The following is a 14,364-nucleotide window of genomic DNA, read 5'->3' as shown; positions in this document are numbered from 1 at the left end:
GGTACTCCTGCCTAGGACTTCTTGGGGGCAAACATCTTCGAAACCACTCTGGCCCCGACGTTGATCACGGCGATGATCACGATCAGGGTAAGCCCCGCTCCCCAGAGCCGCTCGGTGGGAACCGGGTTGACGCCTGCGCCCGCAGCTGTCTCGTTGAACATCATGCCAGGCAACGACCCCATGAATCCCTTGAAGGGGTCGAAGTTCATCGCCTGCGAATAGCCGACCAAGACAAGCAGCGGCGCCGTCTCGCCCATCACCCGTGCCAGCGCCAACATGATCCCGGTGACGATGCCCGACAGCCCCGTCGGAATCACCACCCTGACAATGGTTTTCCACTTCGGAACACCCAGCGCGTAGCTGGCCTCGCGTAGGTCCATCGGCACAATCCGCAGCATCTCCTCCGTCGATCGCTCGATCACCGGCAGCATCAACAGGACCAGGGCCAATGACACAGCGAACCCGGAACGGTCAAGGCCCAGCGTGGCCACACACGACGCGTAGATGAACAATGCGGCAACAATTGATGGCACACCGGACAGGATGTCCACCATGAATGTCGCCAGCCTGCCGAGCCGGGTACCACCCCCATACTCGACCAGATAGATCGCGAGCATCACCCCGATGGGCACGGAGATCGCGGCGGACATCAATCCCTGCAACAGCGTGCCGACGATCGCGTGGTAGGCACCGCCTCCGCGCACAAACGGCGTCGTGCCCGCCTGTGAATGCGTCCACCACGACGCGGACGCGATAGCGTTGAACCCCTTGACGATAACCGCGCCCAGTACCCACAGCAGGGGCGCCAGCGCAATCAGCATGGACAGCGAAACCAACACCGTCGCAACGATGTTCGAGGCCCGGCGGCGCCGTCCGAGCCCGGACAGCGTGCGAGCCTTGAGCGGGCGGTCGTAGATCGAGGTCATCGCGGGCCCTTGCGGATCCCGGCGAGGGCGCCGCGCGCCAGCGCATCGACGACGAAGGTCAGCACGAAAAGCACCAGTCCCGCCGCGATATACGCGCCGGCCTTGTATCGGTCGCTGAATTCCCAAGCGGTGGCCGCGATCTTCGTTGCGAAGGTCGAGCCGCCGTCGAATAGCGACCAGCCGAACGCCTTTTGAGCGCCGCGCAAGATGATCAGCAGAGCGACCGTCTCACCCAGGGCCCGGCCCAGCCCCAGCATCGCGCCGCAGATGTACCCCGACCTACCGAACGGCAACACCGTTGTGGTGACGACCTCCCAGCGGGTGGCACCGAGCGCCAGCGCGGCCTCGATCTGTTCGTGCGGCGTCTGCACGAACACTTCCCGGGTGACCGCGGTGATCAGCGGCAGGATCATCACCGCCAGCACGATCCCGCCGGTGAAGATGGTGCCGCCGCCGGCGGGAGACGCACTGCCGTCGGCGAACAGGAAGAACCAGCCCAGCGACTGGTTCAGCCAAGTCGCAACCGGCCTCAGCTGGGGAGCCAGGACATACAGGCCCCATACGCCATAGATGATCGAGGGCACCGCGGCCAGCAGATCGACCGTGTAGGCCAGCGCCCCGGCGAGCCGCCGCGGTGCGTATTGGGTGAGGAAGATGGCGACGCCCAGCGCTACGGGCATCGCCAGGATCAACGCGAACACCGAGATGAACACCGTGACCTGCAGCAGGTCGAGAATGCCGAAGTGCATCGCCGAGGTGTTCGTGGTGACCCAGTTGCCGCGGTAGGTGAAGAAGTCTTCCTGGTTGCGCTTGAGCGCCGGTATGGCGCGCACCAGCAGAAACCCGCCGATCGCGATGACGACGGTAGCGACCAGGACCGCCGAGGTCTCCGCGAACTTGCGAAAGACCCGGTCCCCGAAGCGGGATTGGACAGCCTTCCAGGAACGGATGGGCACGACCGGCGCCTCGGGAAAGGACGCGGCGACAACCGCACCCGAACCCGCCTGGGATGGGTCTGGCGTAGTCATTGTGAATCCGTCACTGCTGGTTTTGGTGTGCTCCTGCGACCCGCGGGCTACTGCATCGCATTGATCGCGGTGATCAATCGCTCCTTGACCTTATCGGTCAACGCGATATAGCCGGCCGAGGAAAGGCTGGCCGGGCCGGTGTTCGCCGCCACGCTCAGGAAGGACTTGACCGCCTTGGCGGTCTCGGTGTCATAACCCTTCGAGCAGACGATCTCGTAGGTGGTCAGTACCAACGGATAGGCGCCCGGCTGCTGGGCGGCATACATCGAATTCAGGTTCAGCACCAGGTCGTTGCCTCCCGTCACGAAGGTGGCCGTGTCGATCGCGGCACTAGCCGTCGCGGTGGTCAGCGGGACCACACCGGTGGCCGTGGCGAGTTGCGCGTAGGGAAGGCCAGCCTGGTCAGCGAAGCCTTTTTCGACGTATCCGATGGCGCCGTGGGTGGCCCGCACCGCCTGGATGACACCGGAGGACTTCGTCGCTCCTTCGCCGACACCGCCCAAAAACTCGGTGCCGACTCCCTGCGACCAACTCTCCGGCGCCGCGGCGGTCAGAAACTTCTGCACGTTGTCGGTGGTACCCGACGAGTCCATCCGGTAAATCGGCGCGATCCTGATGTCGGGCAGCGCCACACCGGGATTCAGCGCCGTCAGGACTGGGTCGTTCCAGGCGGTGATCCGGCCGGTCAGAATCCTGGCCAGCGCATCGCTGTTGACGATCAACGACTTGACCTCGGGCAGGTTGTAGACCAGCGCCACCGGCCCAAACACCAGCGGCAGGTCCCACGCGGGGTTTCCGTTGCAGCGCTTGGTGGCCGGCAGGATCTGGTCGGCGATCAGCGGCGAGTCCGATCCGGCGAAATCGACGTGGCCGGCAATGAATTGCTCGCGGCCCGCTCCCGATCCCGTCGGGTTGTACGACACCGACTTGCGCGGGCAGTACTGGCCCCAGAGGTGGCCGAACACCGCCATCGCATTCTGTTGAGCGGTCGACCCTTCGGCCGTCAGTTCGTTTTTGCCGCCACAGGTCGGCGTGCCGGCGGGTCCCGAGGACGCGACCGAGGCCGGGTCGTGATGGTTGTCATCGCTGCCGCACGCCGTCAGGCCCGCACTGGTCATCGTGATCGTCAGCACCGCTGCCGCCAGCGCCTTGCCCACGTTGTCCAGGCTCACCGATCTCGCTTTCTGACACTGTTTCCACGCATGCCGCCGCCGCTCGAAACTATGCGCTGACGCACGGTTCACAAGAGTGCCTAAGTGGTGAACGTGCGGTGAATTGTCAGCTGGCACGCCACTTCTGCCTGCGCTTTCTTTCAGCCCGTGGCGGACGCCGGCGCATAGGCGGTGTCGACGCTGTAGGTGGTGAACCCCTGCCGCTGATAGGTCCGAACCGCAGCGACATTGTCCGATTCGACGTAGAGCAGCACGGTGACGCCGGCCGAGTCCGGCGGCCCGAGGAGCCGGCGCGCCAGCGACTCGATGCCCACGGCCGTCAGCATCTGCCCCAGCCCGCGGCCCTGCGCGGACGGGTCGACACCGAGGACGTACACCTCACCGAGACGCGGTTGGTCGAGATGCACCTTGGTCCAGTGGAAGCCCAGCAGCGCCTCGCTGTCGTCGAACGCCAAGAACAAGCCGGCCGGGTCGAACCAGGGCTCCCTGCGCCGCTCGGCCAGGTCGGCCGCGGTCCATCCGCCCTGTTCGGGATGCTCGACGAACGCGGCGTTGTTGACCCGCAGCAGCTCGGCGTCGTCGTCGGGACCCGCATAGGTGCGCACCCGCACGCCGGGCAACGGGCTTACCGGCCCGGGGATCTCGTGCAGCGAAAGCCTCATCTGGACAAGTTCGCGCACCGCGATCAGTCCCATCGCAGCCGCGGCCGCAGCAGCCGGCGCCAGGGTGCCATGTGCCCAAAAGCGGTTATTCCCATTGGTTTTGGCGATGGCCGCACGTCCCATCGCGGTGCCGATACCGCGCCGGCGGGCCTGCGGGTGGACCACGAGTTCGGCCATCGGTTCGCTGCCGTCACGCGGTGGACTGAGATTGAGGTAGCCCTGGATCGTGTTGTCCGCGGTGACCAGCAGGTGATCCGTGCGGTCGTGCCCGAGTTCGCGGAGAACCTGTTCACCTACGGGCGCTACCCCATCGAATTCGGTTGCCGCAGCAACCAGTTCGCGCACCTGCTGCTGCTCTTTAACGGTCAGTGCGGCGCGCCAATCAGGCGCGATCACTGACTGCGCAGCGGGTCGGCCAGTGGATCCTGCAGATCCTCGGCGTCGGCCTCGTCGCTTTCGGGCTCGTCGTCGGGCTGGGGAATCGGCGCTCGTCCGCGCGCCGGGCGAACCGCCTTGTAACCCACGTTGCGAACCGTGCCGATCAGCGCCTCGTACTCGGGTCCGAGCTTGGCCCGTAGCCGGCGCACGTGCACATCGACCGTGCGCGTGCCACCGAAGAAGTCGTAGCCCCACACTTCGTGCAGCAGCTGGGCGCGGGTGAACACCCGGCCCGCATGCTGGGCCAGGTACTTCAACAGCTCGAACTCTTTGTAGGTGAGGTCCAGCGGGCGGCCCCGCAGCCGCGCGGTGTAGGTGCCCTCGTCGATCACCAGCTCGCCGAGGCTGACCTTGCCGGCGCTTTCCTGGTCGGCCAGCCCACCACGTCGACCCACCACGAGCCGTATCCGGGCGTCAACCTCGGCGGGTCCGGTGCCGGGTAGCAGGATTTCGTCCAGCCCCCAGTCGGCGCTGACCGCTACCAGGCCACCCTCGGCCACCACCGCCACCACCGGGACCGACCGGCCCGCGGTGCTCAACAGCCGGCAAAGCCCGCGCGCGGCCGACAGATCGGTGCGCGCGTCCACGAGCACCGCGTCCGCGGTCCCCGCCTCCAGCAGTGAGGAAGGCTCGGGCGGCGCCGTCCGCACGGTGTGAGGAAGCAACGACAACGATGGCAGGACTGGGTCCGGGTGCAGCTCAGAGGTGAGTAGTAGTAGCTCCAAAAGCCCCTCCAGCTCGTGGGAAAGGCATCTCCCAGATTCATAAAGCCACGTGGCGTTAGTGGCCAGGCCATCTAACGATAACGTGCTACCTGGCCGTTGTGCGTGTCCTTGCTCACGACTGTGAGCCCCGCCACGAGGGAATCCGGACCGGAATCCGCCGCCGCGCGCCGCGGCGATCTACGCCACAATATGCGCATGCGCAGGGTGCTGATCAGTGTGATCGCCTCGGTTTCCGCCGTGGCGGCCATTGTCGTCGGCACCGTCGGCGTGGACTACGGCGCCAGCATCTACGCCGAATACCACCTTTCCCGCACCGTACGCAACGCGGCGGATCTGGGATCAGACCCCTTCGTTGCCATCCTGGCCTTCCCGTTCATTCCACAGGCCATGCGCCGCCACTACAACGAACTGGAGATCAAGGCAAACGGCATCGAGCACGCGCCGACCGGCAAGGCCACGCTGGAAGCCACCATGCACTCGATTGACCTGACCTACGCGTCGTGGCTGATCAGACCCGATGCGAAGCTGCCGGTGGGCAAGTTGGAGAGCCGCATCATCCTCGACTCGACGCACCTGGGCCGCTACCTCGGCATGGACGACCTGATGGTGGAAGCCCCGCCCGCCGAGACCAACGACGCCACCGGCGGCACCACTGAATCCGGTATTTCCGGCAATCACGGGCTGGTGTTCAGCGGCACCCCTAAATCGGCAAACTTCGACCACCGGGTGAGCGTGTCGATGGACCTGTCGATCGCCGCCGATGACCCGGCGACACTGGTATTCACCCCGACCGGCATCCTGACCGGACCCGACACCGCCAACCAGGCCGTCCCGGACGACAAGCGCGACGCCGTGCTGCGCGTCTTCGCCGCCAGGCTGCCCAATCAGCGGCTTCCGTTCGGCGTGGCGCCGCGCACGGTGGGGGCTCGCGGCTCGGACGTCATCATCGAGGGCATCACGACGGGAGTAACCGTGACCCTCGAAGGGTTTAACCAATCATGACCACCGCCGTCGTAGTCGCGATCGTGGCGGCCGTTGCTCTGGCGGTGGTGGCCGGTTGGCTGCTGACCCGGCGCTCCGGAAGTCTCAGACAGGTTGATTCCGGCCCCGGCGACAGCGCCGACTCCGCGGACCTGGGCCTGTCCAGCACCGGACCGACCGTCGTGCATTTCAGCGCACCGTGGTGCGGACCCTGCGATCGCGTCCGCCGGGTGGTCGGCCAGGTGTGCGACAACATGGGCGACGTGGCGCATGTGGAGGTCGACATCGACGCCAACCCCGCAGCCGCACGCCGGTTTTCGGTGTTGTCGCTGCCGACCACCCTGATTTTCGACGTCGACGGACGTCAGCGTTACCGGGCATCGGGTGTCCCCAAGGCCGCCGACCTGCGCTCCGCCCTCGAACCGCTGTTGGCTTGATCGCGATGTCATTGGGTAAGCTGACCGACGTGTCATCCCGCATGGAGCCCATGCTCACCAGGCGTCGCGCAGTCGATCTGTGCCGCATCGCGGGTTGTTGTTGTCGCTGTTGCTGTAGCTGCTGAGTAGCCGCGCCGCCCGCGCAGCACTCGGAGCAGCCCGGAATCCCACCGTGGTGTGTCTCGACTTTTCCGTGCAACAGGCGAATAGGAGTCTCTCGTGTCAAGCCCAATCACCAACGCCCAGCTGGACCGCGTCGACGTTCGTGGCCCCCGATTCGCCGCCTGGGTCACCACCGTGGTCCTGGTCGTCACCCTGCTCGTCTCGGCAGTGAGCCCGCTGGCAGCGGCGGTCATCCTCGGTTTGCAGGCCGTCGTCTTCGCGATCGGTGCTCTCGGCGGCCCGCGCCGCCACCCCTATGGCCGAGTGTTCGCCACGCTGGTGGCGCCGCGGCTGGGGCCGGTCAAGGAACGCGAACCCGTAGCTCCCCTGAAGTTCGCCCAGTTGGTCGGGCTGGTCTTCGCGATCGTCGGTACTACCGGATTCGCCGTCGGCGCGCCCCTGGTGGGCGTCGTCGCGACAGCGTTCGCTCTGGTGGCGGCGTTCCTGAATGCGGCCTTCGGCATCTGCCTGGGCTGCCAGCTTTATCCGCTTGTGGTTCGCTTACGACCGACCGCCGGCCCGGCGTAACCCACGTTCATCGCAAGTAATCGAAAGGATCCACCCCATGGCACGCTCTGACGTCCTGGTCTCCGCCGAATGGGCTGAGAAAAACCTCGACACGCCGAACGTCGTGTTCGTCGAGGTCGACGAGGACACCAGTGCCTACGACGGAGGCCACATCGCCGGTGCGGTCAAGCTCGACTGGCGCACCGACCTGCAGGACCCCGTCAAGCGCGACTTCGTCGACGCCCAGCAGTTCTCGAAGCTGCTGTCTGACCGCGGCATCGCCAACGACGACACCGTGGTGCTCTACGGCGGCAACAACAACTGGTTCGCCGCGTACGCCTACTGGTACTTCAAGCTGTACGGCCACAACGACGTCAAGCTGCTCGACGGCGGCCGCAAGAAGTGGGAGCTCGACGGACGCCCGCTGACCGCCGACCCCGTCAGCCGCCCGGCCACCTCATACACCGCGGCGCCGCCGGACAACACGATCCGGGCGTTCCGGGACGAGGTCATCGCGGCCATCAACACCAAAAACCTGGTCGACGTGCGCTCCCCCGACGAGTTCTCCGGCAAGATCCTGGCGCCCGCGCACCTGCCGCAGGAGCAAAGCCAGCGACCCGGACATATTCCGGGAGCGATCAACGTGCCGTGGAGCCGCGCCGCTAACGAGGACGGCACCTTCAAGTCGGACGAGGAGCTGGCCAAGCTGTACGCCGACGCCGGCCTGGACGGCACCAAGGAAACGATTGCCTATTGCCGAATCGGGGAACGTTCGTCGCACACCTGGTTCGTCCTGCAGGAATTACTCGGGCACAAGAACGTCAAGAACTACGACGGCAGTTGGACGGAATACGGCTCCCTGGTGGGCGCCCCGATCGAGTTGGGAAGCTGATTATGTGCTCTGCACCTAGGCAAGGACAGACGTTGCCGGCCAGCGTCGACCTGGAGAAGGAAACCGTGATCACCGGCCGCGTCGTGGACCGCGACGGCCAGGCCGTCGGTGGCGCGTTTGTCCGACTGCTGGACTCGTCGGACGAGTTCACAGCCGAGGTCGTCGCGTCGGCCACCGGCGACTTCCGGTTCTTCGCGGCACCGGGAGCGTGGACGCTGCGGGCGCTGTCCAAGGCAGGCAACGGCGACGCTGTCGTCGCGCCGTCGGGCGCCGGTATCCACGAGGTGGACGTCAAGATCGCATGACCGCCGACGCCGCCACCTGGATCCCCCGGGAGCGCGGTTGACGGCGCGAGGCGAATAGACTCGCTAGCGTGGTGCTCTTCTTCGAGATCATGCTGGTCGCGACAGTCGTGGTCATCTCCTGGTTTGCGTTGTACACCCTCTACCGACTCATCACTGACGAGTCGTGACGTACGAGGACCCTGAGGGACCGGCCGGTTCTGCAGGCTCCGGCGACCGCGCGGTGGCTGCCGCCGCCGAACGCGCCAAGGTGACCGCGGCCCGCAACATCCCCGCCTTCGACGATCTGCCGGTCCCGCCCGACACGGCGAACCTGCGTGAGGGCGCCAACCTCAACGACGCGCTGCTGGCCTTGTTGCCGCTCGTCGGCGTCTGGCGGGGCGAGGGCGAGGGCCGCGGACCTGATGGCGACTACCGATTCGGGCAGCAGATCGTGGTCTCCCACGACGGCGGCGATTACCTGAATTGGGAAGCCAGATCGTGGCGCCTGGACGCGGACGGCAACTACCAGGAACCCGGCCTGCGCGAGACCGGCTTCTGGCGGTTCGTCTTCGACCCCGACGACCTGAGCGAATCCCAGGCCATCGAGCTGTTGCTGGCCCACTCGTCCGGTTACGTCGAACTCTTCTATGGGCGCCCGCGCAACCAGTCGTCGTGGGAGCTGGTGACCGATGCCCTGGCCCGCAGCCGATCGGGTGTTCTGGTCGGCGGCGCCAAGCGTCTCTACGGCATCGTCGAAGGCGGCGACCTCGCCTACGTGGAGGAACGGGTGGACGCCGACGGCGGACTGGTCCCGCACCTGTCGGCGCGGCTGTCGCGATTCGTCGGCTAGCGGCCCGCTGCTGTTGCCCGACTGGCTAATTCGCGCTCGCACCAAACCATTGCCTTAGCCCAATCTTTTGCGTGTACTGTTCGACGTCCGAGCAGCCGCGCGAAGGGAGATCGGCGGATGCGTCCCACCAGGGCACCCTCGCCCATCTTGCGTTGGGCCGTAACCGCGGTCGGCTTGCTGCTGATCGCCTACCTGGCCGTGCTGGATGCGCGCCCCTCGATCGACGACTCATTTCCCGCCTGGCTGGGGTGGTTCGGCCGGCCGGGATCGATGCCGACGCTCGCCGTCGTTGTCATCGTGCTCATTTGGGCGTCCGTGCTGAATTTCCGCTCGGGTAGCCACCGGGTGGTGGGTGTTTCGTTCAGCCTGATTGCAGCCCTGGTCCCGATGACGGCGGTTCTCGGGCTGACTTCCTACTGGGGGTGTCACGACGCCAACCATCCGGCCTTCTTCACCCCCCTGATGGCGACGGCCAGTCTGGTCAAGGGTGGCACCGGGGACTTCTCGGTCAGCGGGAAAACCTGCCCGAGCCCCACGCCCGTCGGCCTGGAACTGGCCCGGATCGCCGCGCTGTCGGCGATCTTCACCGGATTGGGCGGTGCCGTGGTCGGGGTTTTCCGATCCCAGGTGGACCGAATACGGGCGAACTGGGCCGAATCCGTCACGGCCGTCGTCGGTATCGACAATGACACCCAGTCCATGCTCAGCGCCGTCGCGCGCACCTTGGACCGACGCAGCACCCTGGTCGTCATCACCGGCGCCAGCGACGACCGCGTGCAGCGGGCCCGCCGCCAAGGCGCCCGGGTGGTACTGGTGGACTTCAACACCCAGTCGACCCTGGTGTCACTTCGGCTGTGGCGCCGCCTGTCTCGGCTCTACCTGATGGCACCGGACCCGGCGCTCAACCTGCTGTGGCTCGACCTGATCAGCCGCCGGCTCTCCGAAATCGAGCACAAGCAGCGGCTGCCGTTGATCGTGCGCATGGACGATCCCTGGTTGGCCCAGGCGTGGCGTGCCCAGCAGTTCGGCGGGTCGGACACCCGATGGGCGGCCGACGTGGTCGGCAAATACGAGGTGACCGCGGGCCGGTTACTCAACAGCATCCTGACGACCGGGCGGACCAAGCAGGTATTCGTCTGTGGCACTTCGCAATTGACACTGGCACTGTGCGCGGACCTGACCCAGCGCGCGCTGGAGCGCGACTTCTACACCCCGCCCGGCGCGGTCGCGTTGCCCGCGCTGACCCTGGTCGAACGAGACGCCGAAGAATACCTGCGCGATCACGAATTCCACCGTCAGCAAGCCGGATTCGCCTCCGAGGGCCCGATGATCGATGCGGTTGCCGAGGCGCCGACGATACCGACCATGCTGAAGCTGATCGGCGATGTCGACCCTGCCACCAGCGCGGTCATCTTCGTCGACGCGCATGCCGGAACAACTGTGGCCCGGCTGGCCGCCCGCTTCCCCGACATGCCCATCTACGCTTCCGACCTGAACACCAGCATCACCGACGACTCGATCCAGGTCGTCGGCCGCCTGCAGTCCTACTCGCTGGTGCTCGACACCCAGGAGGGTCAGGTTCAGGACGCGTGGGAGCGCGCGGCCCGGCTGATCCACGAGCGCTATGTCGCCACGATCGACCCGAGTTGGACGCGGGGGCCCGCATCGGTGCCGTGGGCCGAGCTCAACGAGTTCTACCGCGGGTCCAACCGGCGCCAGGTCCGCAACGCGTTGTGGATGGTCGAACAGATCGCGGGTCATACCTGGAACACCTGGGGCAGCCCGCCACAGCAGCTTTCGGGCAGCGAGATGGCGGAGTTGACGCCGCTGGAACAGCTTGCGCTGATGGGCTTCGACCACGACTCCGCGCTGCGGATGGCCCAGGCAGAGCACGAGGACTGGTGCCGCTACTACCGGCGCAACGGCTGGAAATACGGCGCCCCACGCGACGACTCACGCAAGATCCACAACAAGCTCGTCGACTGGTCCGTGGTGGAAAGCGACCCGGAATTGCTCAATGCCGCGGTGCGCAGTTTGGCGGGAACGCTGTGGAGTCTGCGGCAGTTGGGCTTCCGGTCTCGTCCGCTGTGGCAGTCCTTCACCCGGGTGGGGACGGTCACCGCCGAACAACGAAGCGCGCCATGGACATGGACGTCTGACTCCGGGCACACCATGCGCGCCGACGCGGGCGACTGGGCCATCTCCGAGGACGGCAAGGTCTGGTCGGTACGCGACGACATTTTCCGGGACACTTACGAGCCCGCGGGCGACGGCCAGTGGCAACGCAAGGGGCGGGTACAAGCCCGCCCGGCCTACCCGGGCGAGACCATCAACACCTTGGAGGGGTCGACGAATGCCGCCGATGGCGATTGGGTCGTGCGCGGAGCCAGTGGTGAGCAATGGCCGGTCCCCGGTGACGAGTTCGCCCGACGCTATGCCGCATACCGACCGCCCGAACAAGCCCATGCCCCAGACGGCAGCGAGGGGTGAACGGCCTCCTGCTGCGAGTCCGCAATCGCGCTGAAAATTTGCGCATCCTCTAGCGGCTCAACACTGATACGGTATCGGCGCATGTGCGTACGGGTCGCGCAGGCAGGCTTTCGCCCCAGTTGATTAGCTCCGCTTCACCCTAGGAGAGTGCGATGGCGCTGTTTATCAGCTACTCGAGCCAAGACCGGTCGAAGGTCGACGCCCTGACCACCGCCCTCCGCCGCGGGCAGAACCAGGTGTGGTTCGACCAAGAGCTGGGCGGCGGCGATTCGTGGTGGGCCAAGATCCTTGAGCAGATTCGCGATTGTGAAGTGTTCGTCGTCGCGCTGTCGAGCAACTGGCTGCAATCCAAGCCGAGCCAGGCGGAGCTGCGCTACGCCCAGGCGCTGGGCCGTCCGATCCTTCCCGTCCGGATCGGTGAAGTCGACAGCATGCGCGTGAATCCCCTTGCCGCATTGCAGATCATCGATTACCGCGAACCGACGGTAGACGCCGGCATCCAGTTGGTCACCGCCGTGCACGCCCTTCGCAGCAAGCCCGTCCCGTTGCCCGACCCGCTGCCCGAAGAGCCCCCGGTGCCGTTCGGCTACATCACCCGGCTGGGGAATACCCTGGCCGAAAAAGAGCTGAGCCCCCAACAGCAGCTCCAGCTGTTGGTCGAACTGCGCTCCGGGTTCGACGAGGACGGCGACGACCCCAGCGCCCGCGGCGACATCGCGCAGCTGTTGCGCATGCTGCGCCTGCGGCACGACGTCACCTACCGCACCCGAAGCGAAATCGACAACGTGCTGGCCGAAATCGAGGCCAAAGACGGTTCGCCCGCAGGCGCCGCCGCGGCCGCGGCTCCGGCTACTGCGTCGACTCCCGCTGCAGCACCGAGCGGCGCGAACGCGGTGACCGTCCCGAGCGCGGTGAGCGGCGGCGCGGCCGGCGGCGGCGGGTCCAACAAGCGGCTGCTCATCATCGGCGCCGCCGCGGTCGCGGTCATCGCCGCGATCGCGATCGTCGTGGTGATGACCACGCAGAGCAGCAAGACCAAGCCGGCTCCGAATGCGTCGAACTCGAATTCGGCTCCGGCCGCGCCGAATTCGGCACCCAATCCGGGCTCGGCGAAGCTGGATTCCTTCCTGATCGGCGCCCCAGAAGTCGGTGCCATCGTGGGTGACCCAACGTTGGTGCCCGGCGAAAAAGTCAGTGGGCTACGCAGCCCGAAGTACACGCTGTCCGATCCCGAGTGCGCCGGCGCTTTCGAGCCCACCATCGCGGCGGTCTATCAGGACGCCGGCGGATTCACCGCCACGAGCACGCTGGTCGTGCACTCGCCTGGACAGGACCCGCCGGTGCGGATCATCGAGGCCGTCTCGGAATTCTCGTCGTCCGAGAAGGCGAGCGCGTTCGTCGCGGCATCCGCCGACAAATGGAAGGCCTGCGCCGGAAAAACGGTGACGGAGAAGCTCAATGGCAAGAGCTTCGATTACACATTCGCCCAAGTCGACGGGACCGTACCCCGGATCGCGATGCAGCGCACCCGTTCGGACAATGCCAAAACCTGCCACCACGTGCTGCACGCGGAGGGCGCCAACGTCATCGAGGTGAATGTGTGCGGCCCGGATGCCGTGCCGGGCCAAGCCGGCAAGATCGCCGAGCAGATCGCCAAGAAGGTGGACGACTAAAGGCCCAAGACATGGAGCGGCCCCCGAGCCATGTTCCCGGTTGGACAGACCGGGGAGCTCGGGGGCCGGGTGGCTACGTGGAATTCGCCAGCGCGCATATCGCTAGCTCTTCGGAAGCCATGCAGCTAGCGCGTAGCCACCTCACATGTCCATGAAGCTATCAATTTCGCGGACCACCTCCTTCCTTGTGTACGGCCGACCGTACCCGCCAGGGCGCGAGCCGACAACACAATTCAGCGCTCAGCGATCACTGACGATCGCCGTGTCGACCAGCTGGGCGAAGTCCTCGGCCATCGGCGATCGACCCAGCGGACGACCGTCGAGGGTGTGCACGCGAGCGGCCAGAGTCATACTCGATACCAACCAGACTCCTTGGGCAGCATGTAAATCCGCGACCCGTAGCGCCCGGTAGTCGCAGTCGTAGCCTTTACTGCGTGCCACCTCGAACAACGCCTGCTGGGTGGTGCCGCGCAAAATTGGATACCAGGGCGGCGGCGTCAGCAGGCACGGATTGCCGTCCGGGCCCGCATCGGAATTGGTGGCGATCACCACCGTCGAACGCGGGCCTTCCAGGATGTAGCCGTCGGAGCTGACGAAAATCACGTCGCCGGCGCCCCGCTGGGCGGCATGGCGCAACGCGGCCATATTCACCGCGTACGACAGGGTTTTCGCACCAGCCAACAGCCAGGGCATCTCACCGACACCGACGGCGGGCAATCCTCGGTCCAGGGTGATCGCCGCCAGCCCGTTATGGCGAACCACGGCAACCCTTTCCGGGACCGCGCTGACCATCACGTACGCGGTGGGCTCGGACCCACTCTCACGACCCCGGCTGTAGATCAACCGCAACGCGGCTTCGGCAGCCGAACCCGCCACCCATTCCCGGGTGGCGATGTCGATCGCGCGCCGCCACCGCGCAAGGTCCGGCGCGGGCAGGTCCATGAATTTGGCCGATTGAGTCAGGCGCTGCAAGTGCGACCCGACGAGACAGGCACTGCCGTCGCGGACCAAGAGGGTCTCGAAGGCACCGTCGCCGCGCACGGCCGCGAGGTCGTCGGCGTGCAAGAGCGGGGTGCCGGGCGGATGTATCTCGCCGTCCAGGGTGACGATCACACCCGTCTGGGCTGCCATGCCGAT

Annotated in this window: 15 protein-coding genes; 9 read left to right on the top strand and 6 right to left on the bottom strand. The window is 66.3% G+C overall.

Going from position 1 to position 14,364, the window contains the following annotated elements; translation table 11 throughout:
- Window positions 1-11 precede the first annotated feature (11 nt).
- The 5 genes from pstA to ACAG21_RS04855 form a co-directional block, all read right to left on the bottom strand.
- Window positions 12-926: a phosphate ABC transporter permease PstA gene (gene pstA, locus ACAG21_RS04875; protein ID WP_370494855.1), complete on the bottom strand. Its 915-nt coding sequence runs from the start codon at window positions 924-926 to the stop codon at window positions 12-14.
- Entirely contained in the window at window positions 923-1,954 is a 1,032-nt protein-coding gene (gene pstC, locus ACAG21_RS04870) for a phosphate ABC transporter permease subunit PstC (RefSeq protein WP_370494854.1), read from the bottom strand. Before pstC ends, pstA begins: the two co-directional genes overlap by 4 nt.
- 47 nt (window positions 1,955-2,001) lie before the next feature.
- Window positions 2,002-3,126 carry a phosphate ABC transporter substrate-binding protein PstS gene (pstS, locus tag ACAG21_RS04865; protein ID WP_370494853.1) on the bottom strand — a complete coding sequence of 375 codons (1,125 nt, stop codon included), beginning with the start codon at window positions 3,124-3,126 and terminating at the stop codon, window positions 2,002-2,004.
- A gap of 140 nt (window positions 3,127-3,266) precedes the next feature.
- Window positions 3,267-4,184 (bottom strand): mycothiol synthase, encoded by a 918-nt coding sequence (gene mshD, locus ACAG21_RS04860; protein ID WP_370494852.1) that lies wholly within the window; start codon window positions 4,182-4,184, stop codon window positions 3,267-3,269.
- Window positions 4,181-4,951: a winged-helix domain-containing protein gene (locus ACAG21_RS04855; protein WP_370494851.1), complete on the bottom strand. Its 771-nt coding sequence runs from the start codon at window positions 4,949-4,951 to the stop codon at window positions 4,181-4,183. Before ACAG21_RS04855 ends, mshD begins: the two co-directional genes overlap by 4 nt.
- 189 nt (window positions 4,952-5,140) lie before the next feature.
- On the opposite strand from ACAG21_RS04855, the gene lmeA reads away from it, so the two are divergent.
- The 9 genes from lmeA to ACAG21_RS04810 all read left to right on the top strand — a co-directional run bounded on the left by lmeA (window position 5,141) and on the right by ACAG21_RS04810 (window position 13,227).
- Complete coding sequence (lmeA, locus tag ACAG21_RS04850) at window positions 5,141-5,953, top strand: mannan chain length control protein LmeA (protein ID WP_370495040.1); 813 nt, start codon at window positions 5,141-5,143, stop codon at window positions 5,951-5,953.
- Window positions 5,950-6,369: a thioredoxin family protein gene (locus tag ACAG21_RS04845; RefSeq protein ID WP_370494850.1), complete on the top strand. Its 420-nt coding sequence runs from the start codon at window positions 5,950-5,952 to the stop codon at window positions 6,367-6,369. The genes lmeA and ACAG21_RS04845 overlap by 4 nt, the downstream gene beginning before the upstream one ends.
- Window positions 6,370-6,374: 5 nt before the next feature.
- Window positions 6,375-6,494: an Ms5788A family Cys-rich leader peptide gene (locus tag ACAG21_RS04840; RefSeq protein WP_370494849.1), complete on the top strand. Its 120-nt coding sequence runs from the start codon at window positions 6,375-6,377 to the stop codon at window positions 6,492-6,494.
- 94 nt (window positions 6,495-6,588) lie between these two features.
- Window positions 6,589-7,059: a DUF4395 domain-containing protein gene (locus ACAG21_RS04835; RefSeq protein WP_370494848.1), complete on the top strand. Its 471-nt coding sequence runs from the start codon at window positions 6,589-6,591 to the stop codon at window positions 7,057-7,059.
- 37 nt (window positions 7,060-7,096) lie between these two features.
- Window positions 7,097-7,930, top strand: a complete 834-nt coding sequence (locus ACAG21_RS04830) for a sulfurtransferase (RefSeq protein ID WP_370494847.1) — start codon at window positions 7,097-7,099, stop codon at window positions 7,928-7,930.
- A gap of 2 nt (window positions 7,931-7,932) precedes the next feature.
- Window positions 7,933-8,235: a DUF1416 domain-containing protein gene (locus tag ACAG21_RS04825; protein WP_036471607.1), complete on the top strand. Its 303-nt coding sequence runs from the start codon at window positions 7,933-7,935 to the stop codon at window positions 8,233-8,235.
- A 163-nt stretch (window positions 8,236-8,398) separates the two neighbouring features.
- The gene (locus ACAG21_RS04820) at window positions 8,399-9,064 is read left to right on the top strand and encodes an FABP family protein (RefSeq protein ID WP_342928989.1); all 666 of its coding nucleotides are present in this window, start codon (window positions 8,399-8,401) and stop codon (window positions 9,062-9,064) included.
- Between the two features lie 117 nt (window positions 9,065-9,181).
- Entirely contained in the window at window positions 9,182-11,554 is a 2,373-nt protein-coding gene (locus ACAG21_RS04815) for a hypothetical protein (protein WP_370494846.1), read from the top strand.
- A gap of 152 nt (window positions 11,555-11,706) precedes the next feature.
- Window positions 11,707-13,227 carry a sensor domain-containing protein gene (locus ACAG21_RS04810; RefSeq protein WP_370494845.1) on the top strand — a complete coding sequence of 507 codons (1,521 nt, stop codon included), beginning with the start codon at window positions 11,707-11,709 and terminating at the stop codon, window positions 13,225-13,227.
- Between the two features lie 240 nt (window positions 13,228-13,467).
- Here the strand turns inward: ACAG21_RS04810 and ACAG21_RS04805 are convergent, their stop codons facing one another.
- On the bottom strand, window positions 13,468-14,340 hold the full coding sequence (locus tag ACAG21_RS04805; protein ID WP_370495039.1) for an aminodeoxychorismate lyase: 873 nt from the start codon (window positions 14,338-14,340) through the stop codon (window positions 13,468-13,470).
- Window positions 14,341-14,364: the final 24 nt, after the last annotated feature.

The sequence above is a fragment of the Mycobacterium sp. pR1184 genome (assembly GCF_041287235.1).
In the GTDB taxonomy this organism is placed as follows: domain Bacteria; phylum Actinomycetota; class Actinomycetes; order Mycobacteriales; family Mycobacteriaceae; genus Mycobacterium.
The sequence above is the reverse complement of the archived record's forward strand: the minus strand, read 5'-3'. Positions and strand labels throughout refer to the sequence as shown.

What these genes read in the sequence shown, in the direction of transcription:
- pstA (WP_370494855.1), bottom strand. Translation starts at nt 926, where the DNA reads ATGACCTCGATCTACGACCGCCCGCTCAAGGCTCGCACGCTGTCCGGG.
- pstC (WP_370494854.1), bottom strand. Translation starts at nt 1,954, where the DNA reads ATGACTACGCCAGACCCATCCCAGGCGGGTTCGGGTGCGGTTGTCGCC.
- lmeA (WP_370495040.1), top strand. Translation starts at nt 5,141, where the DNA reads ATGCGCATGCGCAGGGTGCTGATCAGTGTGATCGCCTCGGTTTCCGCC.
- ACAG21_RS04845 (WP_370494850.1), top strand. Translation starts at nt 5,950, where the DNA reads ATGACCACCGCCGTCGTAGTCGCGATCGTGGCGGCCGTTGCTCTGGCG.
- ACAG21_RS04840 (WP_370494849.1), top strand. Translation starts at nt 6,375, where the DNA reads ATGTCATTGGGTAAGCTGACCGACGTGTCATCCCGCATGGAGCCCATG.
- ACAG21_RS04830 (WP_370494847.1), top strand. Translation starts at nt 7,097, where the DNA reads ATGGCACGCTCTGACGTCCTGGTCTCCGCCGAATGGGCTGAGAAAAAC.
- ACAG21_RS04825 (WP_036471607.1), top strand. Translation starts at nt 7,933, where the DNA reads ATGTGCTCTGCACCTAGGCAAGGACAGACGTTGCCGGCCAGCGTCGAC.
- ACAG21_RS04815 (WP_370494846.1), top strand. Translation starts at nt 9,182, where the DNA reads ATGCGTCCCACCAGGGCACCCTCGCCCATCTTGCGTTGGGCCGTAACC.
- ACAG21_RS04810 (WP_370494845.1), top strand. Translation starts at nt 11,707, where the DNA reads ATGGCGCTGTTTATCAGCTACTCGAGCCAAGACCGGTCGAAGGTCGAC.